Source organism: Mesorhizobium sp. M0159 (assembly GCF_040322295.1).
Taxonomy (GTDB): Bacteria; Pseudomonadota; Alphaproteobacteria; order Rhizobiales; family Rhizobiaceae; genus Mesorhizobium.
Genome location: NZ_JAMYTF010000033.1, coordinates 44,730 through 65,672 on the forward strand (window position 1 = coordinate 44,730; position 20,943 = coordinate 65,672).

A 20,943-nucleotide genomic window follows, 5' to 3' on the forward strand; every position below is an offset into this window, starting at 1 on the left:
GTCCTTCTTACGCATGATTCAATCCAAAAAGCCTGCAACTTTTTGGGATCATGCTCGTCAAGCCACGCCAGCGATCGCCTTGGCGAATTCGCTTGCGGAAAAGGGTTCGAGGTCGTCGACCTGTTCGCCGACGCCGATGAAATAGACCGGCAATTTATGCTTTGCCGCGATCGCCACCAGAATACCGCCGCGCGCCGTGCCGTCCAGCTTGGTCATCACCAGGCCGTTGACGCCGGCGACATTGCGGAAGATCTCGACCTGGTTGAGCGCATTCTGGCCGGTGGTGGCATCGACCGTCTGCAGCACGGTGTGCGGCGCTTCCGGATCGAGCTTGCCCAGCACCCGGACGATCTTTTCCAGTTCCGCCATTAGTTCGGTCTTGTTCTGCAGCCGCCCGGCGGTGTCGATGATCAGCACGTCGGAGCCGGCCTCCTTCGCGCGCTCGAATGCATCGTAGGCGAGGCCGGCGGCATCGGCGCCGAGCTTCGAGGCAATGACCGGCGAGTTGGTACGCTCGCCCCAGATCTTCAGCTGCTCGATCGCGGCTGCGCGAAAGGTGTCGCCGGCGGCGAGCATCACCGAGAGACCGCCATCGGTGAGCTTCGCCGCCAGCTTGCCGATGGTCGTGGTCTTCCCCGTGCCGTTGACGCCGACCACCAGGATAACATGCGGCTTGTGGCTGAGGTCGAGCTCCAACGGCATGGCGACGTGGGTCAGCACCTTCTCAACCTCGGCCGCCATGATGGTCCGGACTTCGGTGTCGGAGACGTCCTTGCCGTAGCGGCTGGCGGAGAGCGCGTCGGTAACGCGCAAAGCCGTCTCCATGCCGAGATCGGCGCGGATCAGCACATCCTCCAGGTCCTGCAGCGTGTCCTCGTCAAGTTTCCGCTTGGTGAAGACGCCGGCGATGTTGCCCGACAACTCCTTGGAAGAGCGGGCAAGCCCGTCTCGCATGCGCTGGAACCAGGAGCGCCTCGGCGCCGGTTCGGGCGCCTTCTGCGGCTCGGCTTTCTGCTCGACCTTCTTGGTCACGGTGACTTTGCCGGGGGCGGGCTTTGGCTCCGGCGATGGTTGCGGAACGGCTTCTGGCTCGGGCGTTACCTCCCCCTCGATGGGAGGGTGGGGCGCCGGCACGACCTCCGGTTCGGGCGCGATCTCGGTCAAGATCGGTTTCGTCTCGGCCGGCGCTGGCTGGCGGATCGGGGGCGGTATTTCGGCGGGCGGGACTTCGCGCGCTGGCGCTGCTGAGGGAGCCTCGGTGGGCACTACCGGCACTTCGACGGGTGCAGGTTCTGGCTGGGAGGGGACGATTTCTGGCTGCTGCGGCTCGGCCCGGATCTCCTCCGGTTCCTCAGCAGGCGTTTCCGGCTCGGGTGGAACGGTCGGCGGCGGCTCAGGCTTCTGCGATTCCGGCGCCGGTTGGGGTGCCGGAGGCAACTCTGGTTCGACTGGCGGTGGAGGTACGGCTTCGACTTCGGGTCGCGACTCTTCGCGTTTCAAAAACTCCGGGACGGCCTGCTCGGCGGCCGGTTTCAGCGCCTCCAGTTCGTCCCATTTGATCGGCGGCAGCGGTGCGGTCTCGTCGGGCCGCTCCTCGACGACTTCCTTCTTGCCGAACGAAAATATCTTCTTGAAAAAACCAGCCATGTCTTGCGCTCTCAGGCGGCGCGGGCGGCAAGCGGCGCGGCGATCAGTCGGATACCGTCATGGCCGGCGATATCAGCCTCGACGATGTCGCCCGGAGCGCCGGCAGAGACCGCGGCCAGCGTAAACCCTTCGGTGCGGCCAAGGCCGTCACGCTCGACCAGGATCGACTGATGCGTTCCAGCGAGCGAGGCAAGATGGCGGCGATAGGCGGCCTCGCCGGCGGCGCGCAGGCGTGCCGCGCGTTGCTTGACGACGTCGCGGCGGAGCTGCGGCATGCGCGCGGCGGGCGTGCCCTGGCGCGGCGAAAACGGGAAGACGTGGAGATGCGTCAGGCCGCATTCCTCGACGATCTCCAGCGAGTTTTCGAACATGGCGTCCGTCTCGGTCGGGAAGCCGGCGATGATGTCGGCGCCGAAAACAATGCCGGGGCGCAGTTTGCGCACATCCTCGCAAAAGCGGATCGACTGGTCGCGGCTGTGCCGGCGCTTCATCCGCTTCAGGATCATGTCGTCACCCGATTGCAGCGATAGATGCAGATGCGGCATCAGCCTCGGCTCGGTGGCGATGGCGTCCAGCAGATCGTCGTCGGCTTCGATCGAGTCGATGGAGGAAAGCCGCAGGCGTTTCACGTCTGGCACCTGCTTCAGGATGGTCTTGACCAATTTGCCGAGCTTCGGTGCGCCCGGCAGATCGGCGCCGAAACTGGTCATGTCGACGCCCGTCAGCACGATCTCGGCATAACCATTGCCGACGAGTCGCTTGATCTGCTCGACCACGGCGCCCATAGGCACCGAGCGCGAATTGCCGCGACCGTAGGGAATGATGCAGAAGGTACAGCGGTGGTCGCAGCCGTTCTGCACCTGGACAAAAGCGCGCGCCCGGCCCTCGATGGCGTCGACCATGTGGGCGGCCGTCTCGCGCACCGAAAAGATATCGTTGACGCGCGCCTTCTCAGTGTCGTTGACGCCGAAATCCGGCAGCGCGCGATAGGAATGCGCCTTCAGCTTTTCCTCATTGCCGAGGACGAGATCGACCTCGTCCATGGCGACGAAATCCTGCGGGCCGGTCTGCGCGGCGCAGCCGGTAACGATGATGCGGGCAGCCGGGTTCTCACGGCGGGCTTTTCTGATCGACTGCTTGGCCTGGCGTACAGCCTCGCCGGTGACGGCGCAGGTGTTGAAGATGATGGCACCGCCTTCGAGCCCGCCGAGGCCCGCACTTTCGGCTTCACGCCGCATCACCTCGGATTCATAGGTGTTCAGCCGGCAGCCGAAGGTGACGACCTCGATACCCTTGTTGCCAAGAGGAGCCATCAGGCGGCGCTTTCGGTGTCGCGCGCCCACGCCCCGGTCGACGGATCGAAGCTGCCGGAAAATTCCCATTCGGCGGCACCGGTCAGGATGACGTGGTCGTCGTCGCGCCACAAAACATGCAGCGAGCCGTCGCCGGGCGTCATCAGCGTGACGCCGCGGCCGGTACGCCGGGTGCGGGACGCGGCGACCACAGCGGCGCAAGCAGCCGTGCCGCAGGCCTTGGTCAGGCCGGCGCCGCGCTCCCAGGTGCGGATGACCATGGTCTCCGGCGAAGTCACCTGCGCGATGGTGATGTTGGCGCGCTCGGGGAAGATCGGATGGTTTTCGAGCAGCGGGCCGAAGCGCTCGAGCTCGTACGACCAGACGTCGCGGTCGACCCAGAAGATGGCGTGCGGATTGCCCATCGAGACGACCGAGGGCGAATGCAGCACCGGGGCATCGATCGGGCCGATCTGCAGCTCGATCATGCGGGTGTCGCGGAATTCCTCGGCCAGCGGGATGTCCTGCCAGCCAAAGCGCGGCCTGCCCATGTCGACCGAGATCATTCCGTCGGCATGTTCCTCGGCATTGAGGATGCCGGCGACTGTTTCAAAGGCAAATGTCTTCTGGCCGGTCTCGGCGGCGAGCGCCTGGACGACACAACGCATGCCGTTGCCGCAGGCCTGCGCCCTGGTTCCGTCGGAATTCAAGATGTCGATGAAAAAGGCGGTGCCCGGCGTCCTGGGGTCGTGGATTGCCATGATCTGGTCGAACCTGGTCGCCGCATCGGCATTAAGCGCGACGGCTGCCGCAGGCGTCACGCGATCGGCACGGCCACGCATATCGGCAACGATGATTTCGTTGCCGATGCCGTTCATCTTGGCGAAAGGGGACGCGCTTGCCATCGATCGAAAGGTCTCTTGCCGGTTTGGCGCCTATATGGCGGATAGCGGCAGAAATTACCAGCGCGGCGTGATTTTCAGGTCACCGCGAAGACGCCAAGCACGATCAGCAGGAAGATGATCAGCACGATGCCGATGAGGATGCGGGCGCCGGTGGCGGCGGCTCCGGCCAGTGCCGGCATGCCGAGCAGGCTCGCCGCGGCCGCGATAATCAAAAGAATGATGATCCACCTGATCATGAGATTACCTCGCAGCCGACAGGTTTGAACACGTACAAACGCTTCAGCGAGGCCTTGGGTTCCGCCGGCGGTGGCTGGGGCGGGTCGGAGAACCCGGCTGGGATATGCAGCTACGGATGCAATGTGTCATAGTATTGAATGATCCAAACGACGTGTTCGCTGGCACATGAGCTGCGGCCGGCGGATAGGAAAGTCGGGACTTGCATATTTGAGTCTCGACGGCTTGGTAAAATTTCCAATGACCGAGCGTTGGGACACAATCATTATTGGTGGCGGCCAGGCGGGGCTCGCCATGAGCTACTATCTTCAACAACATGAACGTGAGCATGTTGTGTTGGAACGCGCTCGTATTGCCGAACGCTGGCGGACGGAGCGTTGGGATTCGCTCCGATTTCAATTCATCAACCAGGCAATAGAGCTTCCTGGGCTTTCTTATCAGGGCCCCGAACCGGAGGGGTTCGCCCATCACACCGCTGTCACGCGATTCATCGAGCACTATGCGGCCAAAATTGCAGCTCCGGTTCGCCAGGGTGTCGAGGTCACGAGGCTCCGGCACAGGGATACCGGCGATTATGCATTGGAGACAAACACCGGCAGCATGAGAGCCCGCAACGTCGTAGTGGCGACGGGCCCGTTCCAGCGTTCGATGGTACCGGCGGCCGCAAGGGATTTGCCTCGATCCGTTTACCAGGTTCACGCCTCGAACTACCGCAGCCCCGACGAACTTCCCCCCGGAGCGGTGCTGGTGGTGGGCAGCGGCGCATCTGGAAGCCAGATAGCCGATGAGCTCCAGCAATCCGGGCGCAATGTCTATCTTTCGGTCAGCCCCCATCGTCGGGTGCCTCGGCGCTATCGCGGCAAGGATGTTTTGTGGTGGTTCGACAAAATGGGACGTTTCGAGATCACCATCGACAGTTTCCCGGAGCAGCGGTATCCCCCCTCGACGGTCGTAACCGGTGTCAACGGCGGTTACGATATGAACGTCCGCCGTTTTGCCCGCGATGGCGGAACGGTGCTGGGACGTGTGCTCGGATGCGCCGATGGAAAACTGTTGGTGGCCGCTGATGCCTTCCAGATATTAGCTGAAGCCGACAAATCCTATGACGATTTTGTTTCCGCTGCGGAGGCGTTGGCAGAGAAACGTGAAGTCTCGGACCATATCAGCGATGGCAATGAACATTCAGTAACCCCAATCCTGGCGGAAGTCGGCGGTGCCCGGTCAATGGATATCAGCAGCGAGAACGTCAGCTCGGTTATCTGGGGGACGGGATACCTCTTCGACTACAACTGGATAGATTTGCCAATTTTCGATTCGCGCGGTGCACCCGTTCAACAGCGTGGCGTGACGGCTTTTCCTGGCCTGTATTTTCTTGGCCTCCATTGGATGCATACCTTTGGCTCCGGCCTTCTCTCATATGTAGGCCGCGACGCCGCCCACATAGCCAGGTGTATGGAAGCCTTGGGGTCGCCTGCGCCGTCAGGCCGGTCGCCGGGCTAGACCGCCGGCACGTCCCAGACTTCGCCCGGCCGCAAGGCGCGAAAACGTTGCCGCGGCAGGCCGGCAGCATCGAGCGCTTCGCCGAGCTTTCTGGGCGGCTCATCGATCGGCTCGTTGGTGAGCCGGAACGTGCCCCAGTGACAGCCGGCGGCATAGGCGGCGTTGCACAAAAGCATGCCTTGCACCGCCTCCTCCGGATCCTGGTGATGTGGCGCCATGAACCAGCGCGGCTCGTAGGCGCCGATCGGCAGGATGGCGAGGCGGAACCCGCCGTGCTTTTGCGCCATCAGCCGGTAATTGATGCCACCGTGGAAGCCGGTATCGCCGGCGAAATAGATCTTTGCGTCGGGTGTCTCGACGACGAAACCCGCCCACAGCGCCATGCGCCGGTCGCGAGTACCGCGGGCCGACCAGTGGTGCACCGGCTCGACATAGACGGCGACGCGATCGCCGATATCGACCCGGTCGCCCCAGTCATGCGCGGAAAGCCGCATACGGGGCACGGCAGCGCCGATGATCGTGTCGTTGCCGAGCGGCGTCAGCAGCAGCGGGTCGTGTCTTGTCTTCAGGCGCTTCAGCGTGGCGAGGTCGAGATGGTCGTAATGGTTGTGGCTGACCAGCACGAGGTCGATCGGCGGCAAATGCGAAAAGGCGATGCCCGGCGGATTGACGCGTTTCGGACCGGCGAAGGAGAGCGGCGAGACACGCCGCGACCAGACCGGGTCGGTCAGGATGTTCAGGCCGGCTGTCTGGACGAGCAGCGAGGAATGACCGACCATGGTGAGGCGCAGCGCAGAACCATCGATGCGCTCGACCGGTCTTGCCGGTGGAAACGGGCTCGGATCCGCCGCCGGCCATTTCGAGCGCTCGCGGCTCAATTGCCATTTCAACAGATCGGCAAAGCGACCCGGCGGCCGTCCGTTGGGATTGAAGAACAAGGTGCCGTCGAAATGATCGCTGGGCGGCCCGCTGTAATAGCGGTTGGCGGCTCTCTTTCTCGCGGCCAAGAAATCGGCTCCCTGCAGTTTGCTGATCCCAAGAGATAATGCCGGAGCCGGCCCGCACAAGCATTTGAGGTGAACGCCAAGGATTTGGCGCCAGCGCGCCGTATCGAATCAACCGGAGGTGTCGGCCAAACGGCCAAGGCGTAACGCAAGTTCAGGCAATGTGCATTTTGCGACAAATTTGCAACATTACCGGCGCAAACCGTATTTTAACCATATCGGGTTGAAATTTCGCCACCTTCTCCATCTTGGTGAGGGGGACATTGCGCGGACGGCATCCCCAGCCCGATCCGACGGAGGTTGAAGAATGAAATTTTCGAAAACCGGCCTGCTGGCCGTATCGCTGGCCGTGCTCGTTGCGAGCGGCTGTTCAACCTCACGGTTCTCATCGATGGACGAGCAGCAGCCGGCGCCGCTGGAAGCTGCGCCCGCCGGCAAGGTGACTGCAAACCAGCTGCCGCCACCGGCGACACCCGGCCCGGCCGACCCGTCGAAATTTCCGACCGCGCCGCAGAACACGCAGGTCGCCTCGCTGCCGCCCGATGGGACGGCGCCGGCCGGTGCGGCCGATCTGACCGCGTCCAGCGTCGCCGGTGTGTGGAAGGCAAGCGTGTCCGGCCAGAGCTGTCAGGTGGCGACGCCGCAGACCAAATTCGGTTCGGGCTACCGCGCCGGACCGCTGCATTGCCCGGCGCCGCTCGATGGCATCAAATCCTGGAACGTCGCCGGCAAACAGCTGACGCTCTTTGACGAGAATGGCGGCACGCTGGCACGGCTCTATTCCTCGGGCGGCGAGAAATTCGACGGCCAGACTTCCAACGGCCTGCCGATCTCGCTTACAAGGTAAGAGAACGGCCCCCATTGTTACGCAATTCCGGACGGAAAACCGTTACACACTTTTCCTGGAATTGCCTCTTTTGTTTTTACGCAATTCCGGACAGAAAACCGCTACACACTTTTCTTGGAATTGCTCCGGAACGACGTGACCAATGCATCTGCGTGACGGCCTCCAGACCCATGCAACCGTCAAGCAGCGCTACGACCATCTGGTCGAGACGGGCGCCATCGGGCGCGATCCGGCGCAGGAGCGGATCGCCGCTGCGCTCGACCGGCTGATCGAAGAGATATCGGCAAAGCGGCTGGCGCAGAAATCAAGCGCGCTGGGGTGGTTGTTCGCCCGCAAGCGCGAGGTGCACGAGGCGGTCAAGGGCCTTTATATCCATGGCGGCGTCGGCCGCGGCAAGACCATGCTGATGGACATGTTCTTCGAGCTGCTGCCGGTGCGGCGCAAGCGCCGGGTACATTTCAACGACTTCATGGCCGACGTGCAGGACCGCATCCAGAAGCACCGGCAGGCTCGCAAGAACGGCACGGCCAAGGAGGACGACCCGATCCCGCCGGTGGCGCGCGCGCTGGCCGAGGAAGCCTGGGTGCTATGCTTCGACGAGTTCTCCGTCACCGACATCGCCGATGCGATGATCCTGTCAAGGTTGTTTTCGGCGTTGTTTGCCAATGGCGTGGTGCTGGTTGCCACTTCCAATGTCGCGCCGCGGGATCTCTACCGCGACGGCCTGAACCGTCAGTTGTTTTTGCCGTTTGTCGCTATCCTGGAGCGCCACGCGCAGGTGCTGGCGCTTGATGCCGATAAGGATTACCGCCTCGACAAGCTCAGCCGCATGCCGGTCTACGTCACCCCGGCCGATGCCGCCGCCGACCATGCGCTCGACGAAGCGTGGGCGGTGATGACGCATGGCAGGCCGACGGCCGAGACGATGCTGACGGTGAAGGGCCGGCACGTCGTAGTGCCGCGTGCTGCCGGCGAGGCGGCGCGTTTTTCCTTCGCCGATCTCTGCGAGAGGCCGCTCGGCGCCCGCGACTATCTTGGCATTGCCAGCCGTTTCTCGACCATCTTCATCGACCATGTGCCGGTGCTCGGCGAAGGCAAGCGCAACGAAGCCAAGCGCTTCATCCTGCTGGTCGATACGCTCTACGATCATCATGTACGGCTGGTGATGAGCGCCGCGGCACCGCCGGCGCAGCTCTATACGGCCAAGCGCGGCAACGAAGTCTTCGAGTTCGAGCGCACCGCATCGCGGCTGATCGAGATGCAGAGCCACGACTGGCTGGAGGACTGGGCGAAGAGGCAGAGGGCGCAGGGATCATCGACGGAGGCACGGCAGGCACAGGCGTGAGGGATAGTACCGAAGGGGGCGCTGCCGCCGGCGCCTATAATCGATAAACATACATGACGAACCCCTCCGCCGGCCCATGCGGCTCTTTTCGCGACTCGTAAAGTGCGCGAGCAGCAACATTGTCCGGCTCGGTGCCGACCCACGCCTCCTCACAGCCATGCTCGCGACCGAGTGCGAACATGGCGCCGAGCATCCTCGTCGCAATGCCCTGGCGTTGAAAGGCCGGCGCCACGCCGACCTCGTCTACGTAGAGTTCGCTCACCTTGTCCGGGTGGCAGTGGATGACGGCTGCGCATTGGCCAACGACGATGCCGTCGGCGAGGGCCACGACCATGAAATGACCGGGCTCCGCGAGATAGGCAGAGAGCCGATCCGGCCTGACCGGCTCGTCGAAGACTTCGCCGGCAACCCGCATCACAAGGGCGTCATCGCCAGGAAACAGCCTTCTGATTTCCAGTGCCATTGTGTAGAATTCCTCTAGTCGGCTTCATAATTTTGACGTTTACGTAATTCCCATTGTTTCTAACCGATTGAAATTATTCACTCCAAAATAATCGTTTGAATTTTTGTGCGGCCGGGGCTATTGCGTGCGGCGAATTTCGCGGTTCCGCAGCATTCCGGCCTCTTCCTCCGACGCCGTCATCAAATCGTCAAGGATTTGGGCGCCGTCATAGTCAAAGGGAAAATATCCTGACATGGCACGCAACAAGATAGCGCTCATCGGCTCGGGCATGATCGGCGGCACCCTCGCCCACATGGTCGGCCTCAAGGATCTCGGCGACGTCGTGCTGTTCGATATCGCCGAAGGCATCCCGCAAGGCAAGGGACTGGACATCGCGCAGTCGTCGCCGGTCGATGGGTTCGACTCGAGGCTGACCGGCGTCAACGACTATGCCGGCATCGAGGGCGCCGATGTCTGCATCGTCACCGCCGGCGTGCCGCGCAAGCCCGGCATGAGCCGCGACGATCTTCTAGGCATCAATCTGAAGGTGATGGAGCAGGTCGGCGCCGGCCTCAAGAAATACGCGCCGAAAGCCTTCGTCATCTGCATCACCAATCCGCTCGACGCCATGGTCTGGGCGCTGCAGAAGTTTTCCGGCCTGCCCAAGAGCCATGTCGTCGGCATGGCCGGCGTGCTCGACAGTTCGCGCTTCCGTTATTTCCTTGCCGAGGAATTCAAGGTCTCGGTCGAGGACGTCACTGCCTTCGTGCTCGGCGGCCACGGCGATTCCATGGTCCCGATGATCCGCTATTCGACGGTTGCCGGCATCCCGCTGCCCGACCTCATCAAGATGGGCTGGACCTCGAGGGAGCGGCTCGACCAGATCGTGCAGCGCACCCGCGACGGCGGCGCCGAGATCGTCGGCCTGCTCAAGACCGGCTCTGCCTTTTATGCGCCGGCAGCTTCGGCCATTGCCATGGCCGAAGCCTATCTCAAGGACAAGAAGCGGGTGCTGCCCTGTGCTGCCTATCTCTCCGGCCAATATGGCGTCAAGAACACCTATGTCGGCGTTCCCGTGGTGATCGGCGCCGGCGGCGTCGAGCGGATCATCGAGATCGAGCTCGCGAAGAACGAGCAGAAGATGTTCGACAATTCGGTCGCGGCGGTGCAGGGCCTGTGCGACGCCTGCGTCAAGATCGCTCCGCATCTCGCGGCCAAGTAAGCCGGTAACCAAGCCCGCCAAGCAAGCTGGAGACATAGCGCATGAACATCCATGAGTATCAGGGCAAGGCGCTGCTGAAAGGCTTTGGCGCACCCGTGGCCGAGGGCGTGCCGGTGTTCAAGGCGAGCGAGGCGGAAGCTGCCGCCAAGGCGCTGCCCGGCCCACTCTATGTGGTCAAGAGCCAGATCCATGCCGGCGGCCGCGGCAAGGGCAAATTCAGGGAGCTCGGCGCCGATGCCAAGGGCGGTGTCAGGCTGGCAAAGTCGGTGGCCGAGGTCGTCGCCAATGCCAATGAGATGCTCGGCCACACGCTGGTCACCAAGCAGACCGGCCCGGCCGGCAAGCAGGTCAACCGGCTCTATATCGAGGACGGCGCCGACATCGAGCGCGAGCTCTATCTGTCGATCCTGGTCGACCGCTCGGTCGGGCGCGTCGCCTTCGTCGTCTCGACCGAGGGCGGCATGGACATCGAGGCGGTCGCCCACGACACGCCGGAAAAGATCATCACCGTAGCCATCGACCCGGAAAAGGGCGTGACGGCCGACGACGTGAAGAAGCTCAACGCGGCGCTGAAGCTCGACGGCGACGCCGCCAAGGATGGCGCCACGCTGTTCCCCATCCTCTACAAGGCCTTTGTCGAGAAGGACATGAGCCTGCTCGAGGTCAACCCGCTGATCGTCATGAGGAGCGGCCGGCTGCGCGTTCTCGACGCCAAAGTGTCGTTCGACAACAATGCGCTGTTTCGCCACCCCGACGTGCTCGAATTGCGCGACACCACCGAAGAGGACGAGAAGGAGATCGAGGCGTCGAAATACGACCTCGCCTATGTCGCGCTCGACGGCAATATCGGCTGCATGGTCAACGGCGCCGGCCTTGCCATGGCAACGATGGACATCATCAAGCTTTACGGCGCCGAGCCGGCCAACTTCCTCGATGTCGGCGGCGGCGCGTCGAAAGAAAAGGTGACGGCGGCGTTCAAGATCATCACCAAGGATCCGGCGGTCAAAGGCATTCTGATCAACATCTTCGGCGGCATCATGAAATGCGACATCATCGCCGAGGGCGTGATCGCCGCGGTCAAGGAGGTCGGCCTGCAAGTGCCGCTAGTGGTGCGGCTGGAAGGCACCAATGCCGAGCTCGGCAAGAAGATCATCAACGACAGCGGGCTGAACGTGGTGTCGGCAGACGATCTCGACGATGCAGCCAAGAAGATCGTCGCGGCGGTGAAGGGCGTCTGATGCAGCGGATGCTGGCCCTAGCGCTGACCGGCATGGCCCTTTGGGCCAGCGCTGCTGCGGCCGCGGATAGTTCGAAGTCGCCCGCCTGGATCGGCAAGAGGGTCAGTCTCTTCATGAACTTATGTCCGGCAACGGCGCCCAGCTTCGGCCGGTTCAACGCGGTTGCCCGGCAAAGCGGGTTCAAGGCCGGATCCGACGGGCTGCAAGTCTACAAGGCTACGGAAATCGTTGCCTCAATCAAGAGTTCGAGTGGTCGCTGCGACTGCCTGGTCTCCTTCGGCACCAACGATCCGAAGCTGGCCGCCAACATGATCCTGAAAAGGCTTCTGACCAAATATGGCAGCAGTTTCCAAGCCGATGATGACCCCAAGTCCCTTGGTGAATTGAGAACGTCTGGCGGCAATTTATCGGTGCAGATCGTGACGATCCGGCGCGCCGGGGGCCGATGGATCGGTGCTGTCGTTCACGGAAACCAAAAATGCCCAGCTTGAAAACAGAACTTCAGGGTCAAGGTCGATAGGCGATGCCTCCGCACAAGATAAACCTCGTCGAGGCGGCGGATCAGAAGATCAAGAAGGTCTTCGATCCGCATATCGCCGGCGACGTGAACGACAGCCAGGTCAAGATCGCCAAGTTCGGCGACGTCTTCGACTGGCACGCGCATGACAATGAGGACGAGGCGTTCCTGGTGCTGCGCGGGCGCATCGCCATCGATTTCCGCGACGGCACGGTGGAGCTTTCCAGCGGCGAGTTCATTGTCGTGCCGCGCGCCGTCGAGCACCGGCCGCGCTCGCTAAGCGAGGAGCCGGTGGTGCTGATGTTCGAGCCGGCAACGACGCTCAACACCGGCAATGCCAAAAGCAACCTTACCGTCGCCGAGCTGAAGCGGTTGTGACCATGAGCGCGCGGCCTTCCCCGATCAACGGTTTTTGAAAAGGACCACCATGTCCATTCTCGTCGATAAGAACACCAAGGTGCTGGTGCAGGGCCTGACCGGCAAGACCGGCACGTTCCACACTGAACAGGCGCTGGCCTATCACGGCACGAAAATGGTCGGCGGCATCCACCCCAAGAAGGGCGGCGAAACCTGGACCGGCGCCAAGGGCGAGGCGCTGCCGATCTTCGCCACCGTAGCCGAAGGCAAGGCCAGGACCGGCGCCAACGCTTCGGTCGTCTACGTGCCGCCGGCGGGTGCTGCCGAAGCGATCCTGGAAGCGATCGAGGCCGAGATCCCGCTGATCGTCTGCATCACCGAGGGCATACCGGTGATGGACATGATCAAGGTCAAGGCGAGGCTCGACCGTTCGACGTCGCGGCTGATCGGGCCGAACTGCCCCGGCGTGCTGACCCCCGACGAATGCAAGATCGGCATCATGCCCGGCAACATCTTCCGCAAGGGCTCGGTCGGCGTTGTTTCCCGCTCGGGAACGCTTACCTATGAGGCGGTGTTCCAGACCACCAATGTCGGCCTCGGCCAGACCACCGCCGTCGGCATCGGCGGCGATCCGGTCAAAGGCACCGAGTTCATCGACGTGCTGGAGATGTTCCTCGCCGACGACGAGACCAAGTCGATCATCATGATCGGCGAGATCGGCGGCTCGGCCGAGGAAGACGCCGCGCAGTTCCTCAAGGACGAGGCAAAGCGCGGCCGCCGCAAGCCGATGGCCGGCTTCATCGCCGGGCGCACCGCACCGGCGGGCCGCACCATGGGCCATGCGGGCGCGGTGATCTCCGGCGGCAAGGGCGGCGCGGAAGACAAGATCGCGGCGATGGAATCGGCCGGCATCAAGGTTTCGCCGTCGCCGGCCCGGCTCGGCACGACGCTGGTCGAGGCGATAAAGGGTTAGGGGAGTAAGGGAGTAGGGGAGTAGGGCAGTAGGGCAGTAGGGACAAGATGAGGGCATTGCCCTACTCCCGTACTGCCCTATTGCCCTACTCCCCTCCAAAACAGGAGACGGGGCAGGCGCTCCGCTAGGCAAAATGGCACGACAAGATCAAACCAACGACCAGTTTTCGCTTACCTCTTTCCTCTATGGCGGCAATGCCGATTATATCGACGCGCTCTATGCCGCCTATGAGGACGATCCCGCGTCGGTCGATCCCGAATGGCAGGACTTCTTCGCGGCGCTGAAGGATGACGCCGGCGACGTGCGCAGGAACGCCAAGGGCGCCTCTTGGGCCAAGCCCTCCTGGCCGATGCAGGCCAATGGCGAGCTGGTCTCGGCGCTAGACGGCAATTGGGGCCTGGTCGAAAAGCACATCGAAAAGAAGGTCAAGGACAGGGCGGTCGGCAACGGCGCAGCGCTTTCCGACGCCGACGTGCATCAGGCGACGCGCGATTCCGTCCGCGCCATCATGATGATCCGCGCCTTCCGCATGCGCGGCCACCTGCACGCCAATCTCGATCCGCTGGGCATTGCCAAGCCGCTCGAGGATTACAACGAGCTGTCGCCGGAGAATTACGGCTTCACCGAAGCCGACTACGACCGGCCGATCTTCCTCGACAATGTGCTCGGGCTGGAATTCGGCACCATCCGGCAGATGCTCGACATCCTGACCCGGACCTATTGCTCGACGCTCGGCGTCGAATTCATGCATATTTCCGATCCCGAGGAGAAGGCCTGGATCCAGGCGCGCATCGAGGGCACCGACAAGGAGATCTCCTTCACCGCCGCCGGCAAGAAGGCGATCCTGCAGAAGCTGGTCGAGGCGGAAGGCTTCGAGCAATTCATCGACGTCAAGTACAAGGGCACCAAGCGCTTCGGCCTTGATGGCGGCGAGTCGCTGATCCCTGCGCTGGAGCAGATCATCAAGCGAGGCGGCCAGCTCGGCATGAAGGAGATCGTGCTCGGCATGGCGCATCGCGGCCGGCTGAACGTGCTGTCGCAGGTGATGGCCAAGCCGCACCGCGCCATTTTCCATGAGTTCAAGGGCGGCTCCGCCGCGCCCGACGAGGTCGAGGGCTCGGGCGACGTGAAGTACCATCTCGGCGCCTCGTCGGACCGCGAGTTCGACGGCAACAAGGTGCATCTGTCGCTGACCGCCAACCCGTCGCATCTGGAAATCGTCGACCCGGTGGTGATGGGCAAGGCGCGCGCCAAGCAGGATTATCTGTTCGGCCGCAGCCGCGAGGAGATCGTGCCGCTGGAAGAGCGCGCCAAGGTGCTGCCGCTGCTGTTGCATGGCGACGCCGCTTTTGCCGGCCAGGGCGTGATTGCCGAAATCCTCGGCCTGTCGGGCCTGCGCGGCCACCGCGTCGCCGGCACGCTGCATTTCATCATCAACAACCAGATCGGCTTCACCACCAACCCGCGCTTCTCGCGCTCGTCGCCTTATCCGTCGGATGTAGCCAAGATGATCGAGGCGCCGATCTTCCACGTCAACGGCGACGACCCGGAAGCGGTGGTCCATGCCACCAAGGTGGCGATCGAATTCCGCATGAAGTTCCACAAGCCGGTCGTGGTGGACATGTTCTGCTACCGCCGCTTCGGCCATAATGAGGGCGACGAGCCCGCCTTCACCCAGCCGATCATGTATCGCAAGATCCGCAACCAGAAGACGACCATGCAGATCTATGCCGACCGGCTGATCGCGGAAGGCCACATCACCCAGGCCGAGCTCGAAAAGGTGAAGGCCGATTGGCGGGCGCATCTCGAGCAGGAATTCGAGGTCGGCCAGCACTATAAGCCGAACAAGGCGGATTGGCTGGACGGCGCCTGGTCCGGCCTGCGCTCGGCCGACAACCAGGACGAACAGCGGCGCGGCAAGACCGCCGTGCCGGTCAAGACGCTGAAGGAGATCGGCAAGAAGCTGACCGAGGTGCCGAAGGATTTCGAGGCGCACAAGACGATCATCCGCTTCCTCGACAACCGCCGCCAGGCGATCGAGTCGGGCGAAGGCATCGACTGGTCTACGGCCGAGGCGCTGGCCTTCGGCGCCATCCTGCTCGACGGCAATCCGATCCGGCTGTCCGGCCAGGATTCGGAGCGCGGCACCTTCTCGCAGCGCCATTCCGTGCTCTACGACCAGCGCGACGAGACACGCTACATCCCGCTCAACAATCTGTCGGCGGCGCAGGCCGGTTTCGAGGTCATCAACTCGATGCTGTCGGAAGAGGCCGTGCTCGGCTTCGAATATGGCTACTCGCTGGCCGAGCCGAAGGCGCTGACGCTGTGGGAAGCGCAGTTCGGCGACTTCGCCAACGGCGCCCAGGTGGTGTTCGACCAGTTCATCTCGTCGGGCGAGCGCAAATGGCTCAGAATGTCGGGCCTCGTCTGCCTGCTGCCGCATGGCTATGAAGGCCAGGGGCCGGAGCACTCGTCGGCCCGGCTCGAGCGCTTCCTGCAGCTTTGCGCCGAAGACAATATGCAGGTCGCCAACGTCACGACGCCGGCCAATTACTTCCACATCTTGCGCCGGCAATTGAAGCGGGACTTCCGTAAGCCGCTGATCCTGATGACGCCGAAGTCGCTGCTGCGCCACAAGCGGGCGGTATCGACGCTGCCGGAGATGTCGGGCGAAAGCGCCTTTCACCGGCTGTTGTGGGACGACGCGCAGCTGCTGTCGGGCCAGGCCATCAAGCTCACCAAGGATTCGAAGATCCGCCGTGTCGTGCTCTGTTCGGGCAAGGTCTATTACGACCTCTACGAGGAGCGCGAGAAGCGCGGCATCAACGACATCTATTTGCTGCGCGTCGAGCAGCTCTATCCGTTCCCGGCCAAGGCGCTGATCACCGAACTGTCGCGCTTCCGCAATGCCGAGATGGTCTGGTGCCAGGAGGAGCCCAAGAACATGGGCGCCTGGTCGTTCATCGATCCGTATCTCGAATGGGTGCTGGCGCATATCGACGCCAAGCATCAGCGGGTGCGCTATACCGGCCGGCCGGCGGCCGCCTCGCCGGCGACCGGATTGATGTCGAAGCATCTCGCCCAGCTTGCCGCCTTGCTCGACGACGCGCTTGGTGAATAGAACAGAACCGAAAGAAACGGACAGGCACAATGGCAACCGAAATCCGCGTCCCGACACTTGGTGAATCCGTCACCGAGGCGACCATCGGCAAATGGTTCAAGAAGGTCGGCGACGCGATCGCCGCCGATGAGCCGCTGGTTGAGCTCGAAACCGACAAGGTGACGGTGGAAGTGCCGGCCGCCGCCGCGGGCACGCTCAGCGAGATCGCCGTCAAGGAAGGCGAGACGGTCGGCGTCGGCGCACTGCTCGGCACGATTTCGGCAGGCGCCGGCGCGGCAGCCAATGCCGCCGCCGCTCCGGCAACGAAGCAGGATGCGGTGTCGCAGGCTTCGGCTCCCACCGCAGCCTCGAGCGTCAAGCAGGCCGCTGCCGAGACGGCCAAGATCGCCGGCGACGCCGGCGCAATCGAGACGCGCACGATGCCGCCGGCACCGTCGGCGGCAAAGCTGCTGGCCGAGCACAATCTCGCAGTCGACCAGGTGTCGGGCTCGGGCAAGCGCGGCCAGGTGCTGAAAGGCGACGTGCTCGACCTGATCGCCAGGGGCGCGCCGTCGCAGCCGGCAGAAATGCCGAAGGCCGCGCCTGTACCGGCGCCCGTTGCCGCGCGCGCGCCGTCCCCGGCCGACGATGCCTCGCGCGAGGAGCGCGTGCGCATGACCAAGCTGCGCCAGACCATCGCGCGCCGCCTCAAGGAAGCGCAATCGACCGCCGCCATGCTGACCACCTTCAACGAGGTCGACATGAGCGCGGTGATGGCGCTCCGAACCAAATACAAGGACGTGTTCGAGAAGAAGCACGGCGTGAAGCTCGGCTTCATGGGCTTCTTCACCAAGGCCGTCACCCATGCGCTGAAGGAGATCCCGTCGGTCAATGCCGAGATCGACGGCACCGATATCATCTTCAAGAACTACGCTCATATCGGCGTTGCCGTCGGTACAGAGAAAGGCCTTGTCGTGCCGGTTGTGCGCAATGCCGACCAGATGTCGATCGCCGAAATCGAGAAGGACATCGGCAGGCTGGGGCTTGCGGCGCGCGACGGCAAGCTGTCGGTTGCGGATATGCAAGGCGGCACGTTTACGATTTCCAACGGTGGCGTTTACGGGTCGCTGATGTCGACGCCGATTCTCAATGCGCCGCAGTCCGGCATTCTGGGTATGCACAAGATTCAGGAGAGGCCGATGGTGGTCGGCGGCCAGATCGTCATCCGGCCGATGATGTATCTGGCGCTGTCCTACGACCACCGCATCGTCGACGGCAAGGAAGCGGTGACCTTCCTGGTCCGCGTCAAGGAAAGCCTGGAGGATCCCGAGCGGCTGGTGCTCGACCTCTAGGGGCGGCCGACGTGAGCCGGAGCATGGATCTGCGCCGCCGGATGAATTCCTCTCGTTTCCGGTCCGGTTTGTTTGTCACAATCTGCGCACTCGGCGTGCAGACGGTCTCCGCGGCCCTCGCCGCCTGCCCGCTCGAGCTCGCCGTCTATGGCGATCCTGAGAACGCCGCCGAGATCGATTTCAGGCCGACCGGCGAGTCGGCCGCCGTCACCAACAGCTTCAAGATGGTGCTCGATGAGGGCGTCGTGCTCGACGGCATCGTCATGTGGACGGAGGGCGCGGCGCGGCCGCATGGCTCGCTGATGTACAAATGCCCGGCCGGCGACGTCACCGGCGACGAGCTCGCCGCCTGCACTGTGTGGGAGGGCGTCATCTACACTGCCGACGACCAGGGCAATATCGCGTTGCTGCCGGGCGAAGGAAAGGATGCGCCGAAGAAGCTGATCTTGCCTGATCTGGGAGCGTCGCTGCAGATGTCGGCGGCCTATGGCGCCAACGGCTTTTCCAAGGTGCCCTGGGACGTCTTTGCCCTGAAGGGATGTCAGGAATGAGCGCGAGCGGAAAGATCCTGCTGGTGACCGGCGGCAGCCGCGGCATTGGCGCCGCTACATGCAGGCTTGCCGCCAAGGCCGGCTATCGCATTGCGGTCAATTACGCGTCGAATGCAAAAGCCGCCGAAACGGTGGTCGCCGACATCGAGGCTGCTGGCGGAGAAGCCTTCACAGTCAAGGCCGATGTCGGCAGCGAGACGGACGTATTGGCCATGTTCGAGGCTGTCGATGGCCGTTTCGGTCGACTCGACGCGCTCGTCAACAATGCCGGCGTGGTCGACCAGAGCGCGCGCGTCGACGAGCTTAGCGCTGCAAGGCTGGAGCGCATGATGCGCATCAATGTGATCGCGCCGATGCTTTGCGCCCGCGAGGCGGTGAAGCGGATGTCGACCAGGCATGGCGGCAAGGGCGGCGCCATCGCCAATGTTTCTTCGATCGCGGCAAGGCTTGGCGGGCCGGGTCAATATGTCGACTATGCCGCCTCGAAGGGCGCGGTCGATTCCTTCACCATCGGGCTTGCCCGCGAAGTGGCCGGCGAAGGCATTCGTGTCAACGCGGTCAGCCCGGGCATCATCGACACCGAAATTCATGCCTCCGGCGGGCAGCCGGATCGCGTCGAGAGAATGCGCAAGGTGGTGCCCATGCAGCGCGTCGGCACCGCCGAGGAAGTCGCAGCCGCAATTCTCTGGCTGCTGTCGGACGAGGCGTCCTACACAACAGGCGCCAATCTGGAAATCGGCGGCGGCCGCTAAAGCAAAAGGGACAGTATCATGGCCTATGACGTCGTTATCATCGGATCGGGACCAGGCGGCTACGTCTGCGCCATCAAGGCGGCGCAGCTCGGTCTGAAGACGGCGGTAGTCGAAAAGAACCCGACCTTCGGCGGTACCTGCCTCAACATCGGCTGCATCCCGTCAAAGGCGCTGCTGCATGCGTCCGAGATGTTTGCCGAGGCCGGCCATTCCTTCGACGCGCTCGGCGTCGAGATCGGCGCGCCCAAGCTCAATCTTGGGAAGATGATGGCACACAAGGATGCGACGGTGACGGCCAACGTCAATGGCGTCGCCTTCCTGTTCAAGAAGAACAAGATCGACAGTTTTCGCGGCACCGGCAAGGTAGTTGCGGCCGGCAAGGTGTCGGTGACCTCTGATGACGGCAAGGTCGAGGAGATCGAGACCAAGAACATCGTCATCGCCACAGGCTCCGACGTCGCCGGCATTCCCGGCGTCGAGGTCGATTTCGATGAGAAGGTGATCGTCTCGTCGACCGGCGCGCTGTCGCTGGACAAGGTGCCGGGCCATCTGGTGGTGGTCGGCGGCGGTGTCATCGGTCTGGAGCTCGGCTCGGTATGGGCGCGGCTCGGCGCCAAGGTAACCGTGGTCGAGTTCCTCGACACCATCCTGGGCGGCATGGATGGCGAGGTCTCCAAGCAGTTCCAGCGCCTGCTGTCGAAGCAGGGCTTTGAGTTCAGGCTGGGCGCCAAGGTGACCGGCGTCGCCAAGGCCAAGAAGGGGGCGACGGTCACCTTCGAGCCGGTCAAAGGCGGAGCAGCCGAGACGATCGAGGCGGACGCGGTGCTGATTGCGACGGGACGACGGGCCTATTCGGACGCTCTCGGGCTGAAGGAGACCGGCGTCGACGTCGATGAGCGCGGCCGGGTCAAGACCGACGGCCATCTCAGGACCAACGTGCCTGGCATCTATGCCATCGGCGATGTCATCGCCGGGCCGATGCTTGCACACAAGGCTGAGGACGAGGGCGTGGCGGTGGCCGAAACCATCGCCGGCCAGGCCGGTCATGTGAACTATGACGTGATTCCGAGCGTCGTCTACACCACGCCGGAAATCGCCTCGATCGGCAAGACCGAAGAAGAATTGAAAAAGGCCGGCGTCGACTACAAGGCCGGAAAATTCCCGTTCAGCGCCAATGGCCGCGCGCGCGCCATGCTGCACACCGACGGCTTTGTGAAAATCCTGGCCGACAAGGCCAGCGACCGTGTGCTCGGCGTCCACATCGTCGGCTTCGGCGCCGGCGAGATGATCCACGAGGCGGCCGTGCTGATGGAATTTGGCGGCTCGTCGGAAGACCTAGCCCGCACCTGTCACGCCCATCCGACAATGTCGGAAGCGGTGAAGGAGGCGGCACTGGCGACGTTCTTCAAGCCGATCCATATCTGAGCGGTTGAATCGCAGGCGACGGTGGCGATTGGCGAAAGCGGGGCTGATAGCCAATCTCCCCCCAAGTGGGGGAGATGTCCGGCAGGACAGAGAGGGGCGCGAAGGAGATAGTGTGCTGGAGGTTCTGCAAAAAGTTTTGGAGAGAGAACGGCGCCTGCTCTGAGGGGCGAGCGGCCATGGCACGGTGGTGACATTGCGATCACCGATTCCCGTGGAAGGGGAAGTGCCATGACCAATCGA

The 20,943-nt window shown here is 63.3% G+C and carries 19 protein-coding genes; 13 read left to right on the forward strand and 6 right to left on the reverse strand.

What is annotated here, in order from left to right:
- Nucleotides 1-57: 57 nt before the first annotated feature.
- The 4 genes from ftsY to NKJ32_RS25695 form a co-directional block, all read right to left on the reverse strand.
- Nucleotides 58-1,647, reverse strand: a complete 1,590-nt coding sequence (gene ftsY / locus NKJ32_RS25680) for a signal recognition particle-docking protein FtsY (RefSeq protein WP_352829201.1) — start codon at nucleotides 1,645-1,647, stop codon at nucleotides 58-60.
- An 11-nt stretch (nucleotides 1,648-1,658) separates the two neighbouring features.
- Nucleotides 1,659-2,960, reverse strand: coding sequence for a tRNA (N(6)-L-threonylcarbamoyladenosine(37)-C(2))-methylthiotransferase MtaB (gene mtaB / locus NKJ32_RS25685; RefSeq protein WP_031212717.1), 1,302 nt, complete (start codon nucleotides 2,958-2,960; stop codon nucleotides 1,659-1,661).
- Nucleotides 2,960-3,844 carry a diaminopimelate epimerase gene (gene dapF / locus NKJ32_RS25690; RefSeq protein WP_352829203.1) on the reverse strand — a complete coding sequence of 295 codons (885 nt, stop codon included), beginning with the start codon at nucleotides 3,842-3,844 and terminating at the stop codon, nucleotides 2,960-2,962. Before dapF ends, mtaB begins: the two co-directional genes overlap by 1 nt.
- A gap of 74 nt (nucleotides 3,845-3,918) precedes the next feature.
- Nucleotides 3,919-4,080, reverse strand: coding sequence for a DUF1328 family protein (locus NKJ32_RS25695; protein WP_031195454.1), 162 nt, complete (start codon nucleotides 4,078-4,080; stop codon nucleotides 3,919-3,921).
- Between the two features lie 238 nt (nucleotides 4,081-4,318).
- Between NKJ32_RS25695 and NKJ32_RS25700 the strand changes: the two genes are divergently transcribed.
- Nucleotides 4,319-5,578, forward strand: a complete 1,260-nt coding sequence (locus tag NKJ32_RS25700; RefSeq protein WP_352570017.1) for a flavin-containing monooxygenase — start codon at nucleotides 4,319-4,321, stop codon at nucleotides 5,576-5,578.
- Here the strand turns inward: NKJ32_RS25700 and NKJ32_RS25705 are convergent.
- Complete coding sequence (locus NKJ32_RS25705) at nucleotides 5,575-6,585, reverse strand: MBL fold metallo-hydrolase (RefSeq protein ID WP_352570016.1); 1,011 nt, start codon at nucleotides 6,583-6,585, stop codon at nucleotides 5,575-5,577. The two genes, NKJ32_RS25700 and NKJ32_RS25705, sit on opposite strands and share 4 nt — an antisense overlap.
- Before the next feature lie 304 nt (nucleotides 6,586-6,889).
- Here NKJ32_RS25705 and NKJ32_RS25710 point away from each other — a divergent pair, with 304 nt between their 5' ends.
- Entirely contained in the window at nucleotides 6,890-7,429 is a 540-nt protein-coding gene (locus tag NKJ32_RS25710; RefSeq protein ID WP_023679800.1) for a protease inhibitor Inh/omp19 family protein, read from the forward strand.
- A gap of 142 nt (nucleotides 7,430-7,571) precedes the next feature.
- A complete protein-coding gene (gene zapE / locus NKJ32_RS25715; RefSeq protein ID WP_352829205.1) occupies nucleotides 7,572-8,774 on the forward strand; it encodes a cell division protein ZapE in 1,203 nt (400 codons plus the stop codon).
- Between the two features lie 34 nt (nucleotides 8,775-8,808).
- On the opposite strand, the gene NKJ32_RS25720 is transcribed toward zapE, so the two are convergent.
- A complete protein-coding gene (locus NKJ32_RS25720; protein WP_352570014.1) occupies nucleotides 8,809-9,237 on the reverse strand; it encodes a GNAT family N-acetyltransferase in 429 nt (142 codons plus the stop codon).
- A 232-nt stretch (nucleotides 9,238-9,469) separates the two neighbouring features.
- Here NKJ32_RS25720 and mdh point away from each other — a divergent pair, with 232 nt between their 5' ends.
- The 10 genes from mdh (at nucleotide 9,470) to lpdA (ending at nucleotide 20,703) form a co-directional block, all read left to right on the forward strand.
- Entirely contained in the window at nucleotides 9,470-10,438 is a 969-nt protein-coding gene (mdh, locus tag NKJ32_RS25725; RefSeq protein ID WP_023679796.1) for a malate dehydrogenase, read from the forward strand.
- 41 nt (nucleotides 10,439-10,479) lie between these two features.
- A complete protein-coding gene (gene sucC, locus NKJ32_RS25730; protein ID WP_352570013.1) occupies nucleotides 10,480-11,676 on the forward strand; it encodes an ADP-forming succinate--CoA ligase subunit beta in 1,197 nt (398 codons plus the stop codon).
- A complete protein-coding gene (locus tag NKJ32_RS25735) occupies nucleotides 11,676-12,167 on the forward strand; it encodes a hypothetical protein (protein WP_352570012.1) in 492 nt (163 codons plus the stop codon). Before sucC ends, NKJ32_RS25735 begins: the two co-directional genes overlap by 1 nt.
- Before the next feature lie 32 nt (nucleotides 12,168-12,199).
- Complete coding sequence (locus tag NKJ32_RS25740) at nucleotides 12,200-12,571, forward strand: cupin domain-containing protein (RefSeq protein WP_352623530.1); 372 nt, start codon at nucleotides 12,200-12,202, stop codon at nucleotides 12,569-12,571.
- Between the two features lie 49 nt (nucleotides 12,572-12,620).
- A complete protein-coding gene (gene sucD / locus NKJ32_RS25745) occupies nucleotides 12,621-13,523 on the forward strand; it encodes a succinate--CoA ligase subunit alpha (protein WP_352623528.1) in 903 nt (300 codons plus the stop codon).
- Between the two features lie 133 nt (nucleotides 13,524-13,656).
- Nucleotides 13,657-16,644, forward strand: coding sequence for a 2-oxoglutarate dehydrogenase E1 component (locus NKJ32_RS25750; protein ID WP_352824154.1), 2,988 nt, complete (start codon nucleotides 13,657-13,659; stop codon nucleotides 16,642-16,644).
- 29 nt (nucleotides 16,645-16,673) lie between these two features.
- A complete protein-coding gene (odhB, locus tag NKJ32_RS25755; protein ID WP_352829206.1) occupies nucleotides 16,674-17,975 on the forward strand; it encodes a 2-oxoglutarate dehydrogenase complex dihydrolipoyllysine-residue succinyltransferase in 1,302 nt (433 codons plus the stop codon).
- Between the two features lie 23 nt (nucleotides 17,976-17,998).
- Entirely contained in the window at nucleotides 17,999-18,526 is a 528-nt protein-coding gene (locus tag NKJ32_RS25760; RefSeq protein ID WP_352829207.1) for a hypothetical protein, read from the forward strand.
- The gene (locus NKJ32_RS25765) at nucleotides 18,523-19,278 is read left to right on the forward strand and encodes an SDR family oxidoreductase (RefSeq protein WP_023679788.1); all 756 of its coding nucleotides are present in this window, start codon (nucleotides 18,523-18,525) and stop codon (nucleotides 19,276-19,278) included. The genes NKJ32_RS25760 and NKJ32_RS25765 overlap by 4 nt, the downstream gene beginning before the upstream one ends.
- Before the next feature lie 18 nt (nucleotides 19,279-19,296).
- Nucleotides 19,297-20,703, forward strand: a complete 1,407-nt coding sequence (lpdA, locus tag NKJ32_RS25770) for a dihydrolipoyl dehydrogenase (RefSeq protein WP_352755855.1) — start codon at nucleotides 19,297-19,299, stop codon at nucleotides 20,701-20,703.
- Nucleotides 20,704-20,943 lie beyond the last annotated feature (240 nt).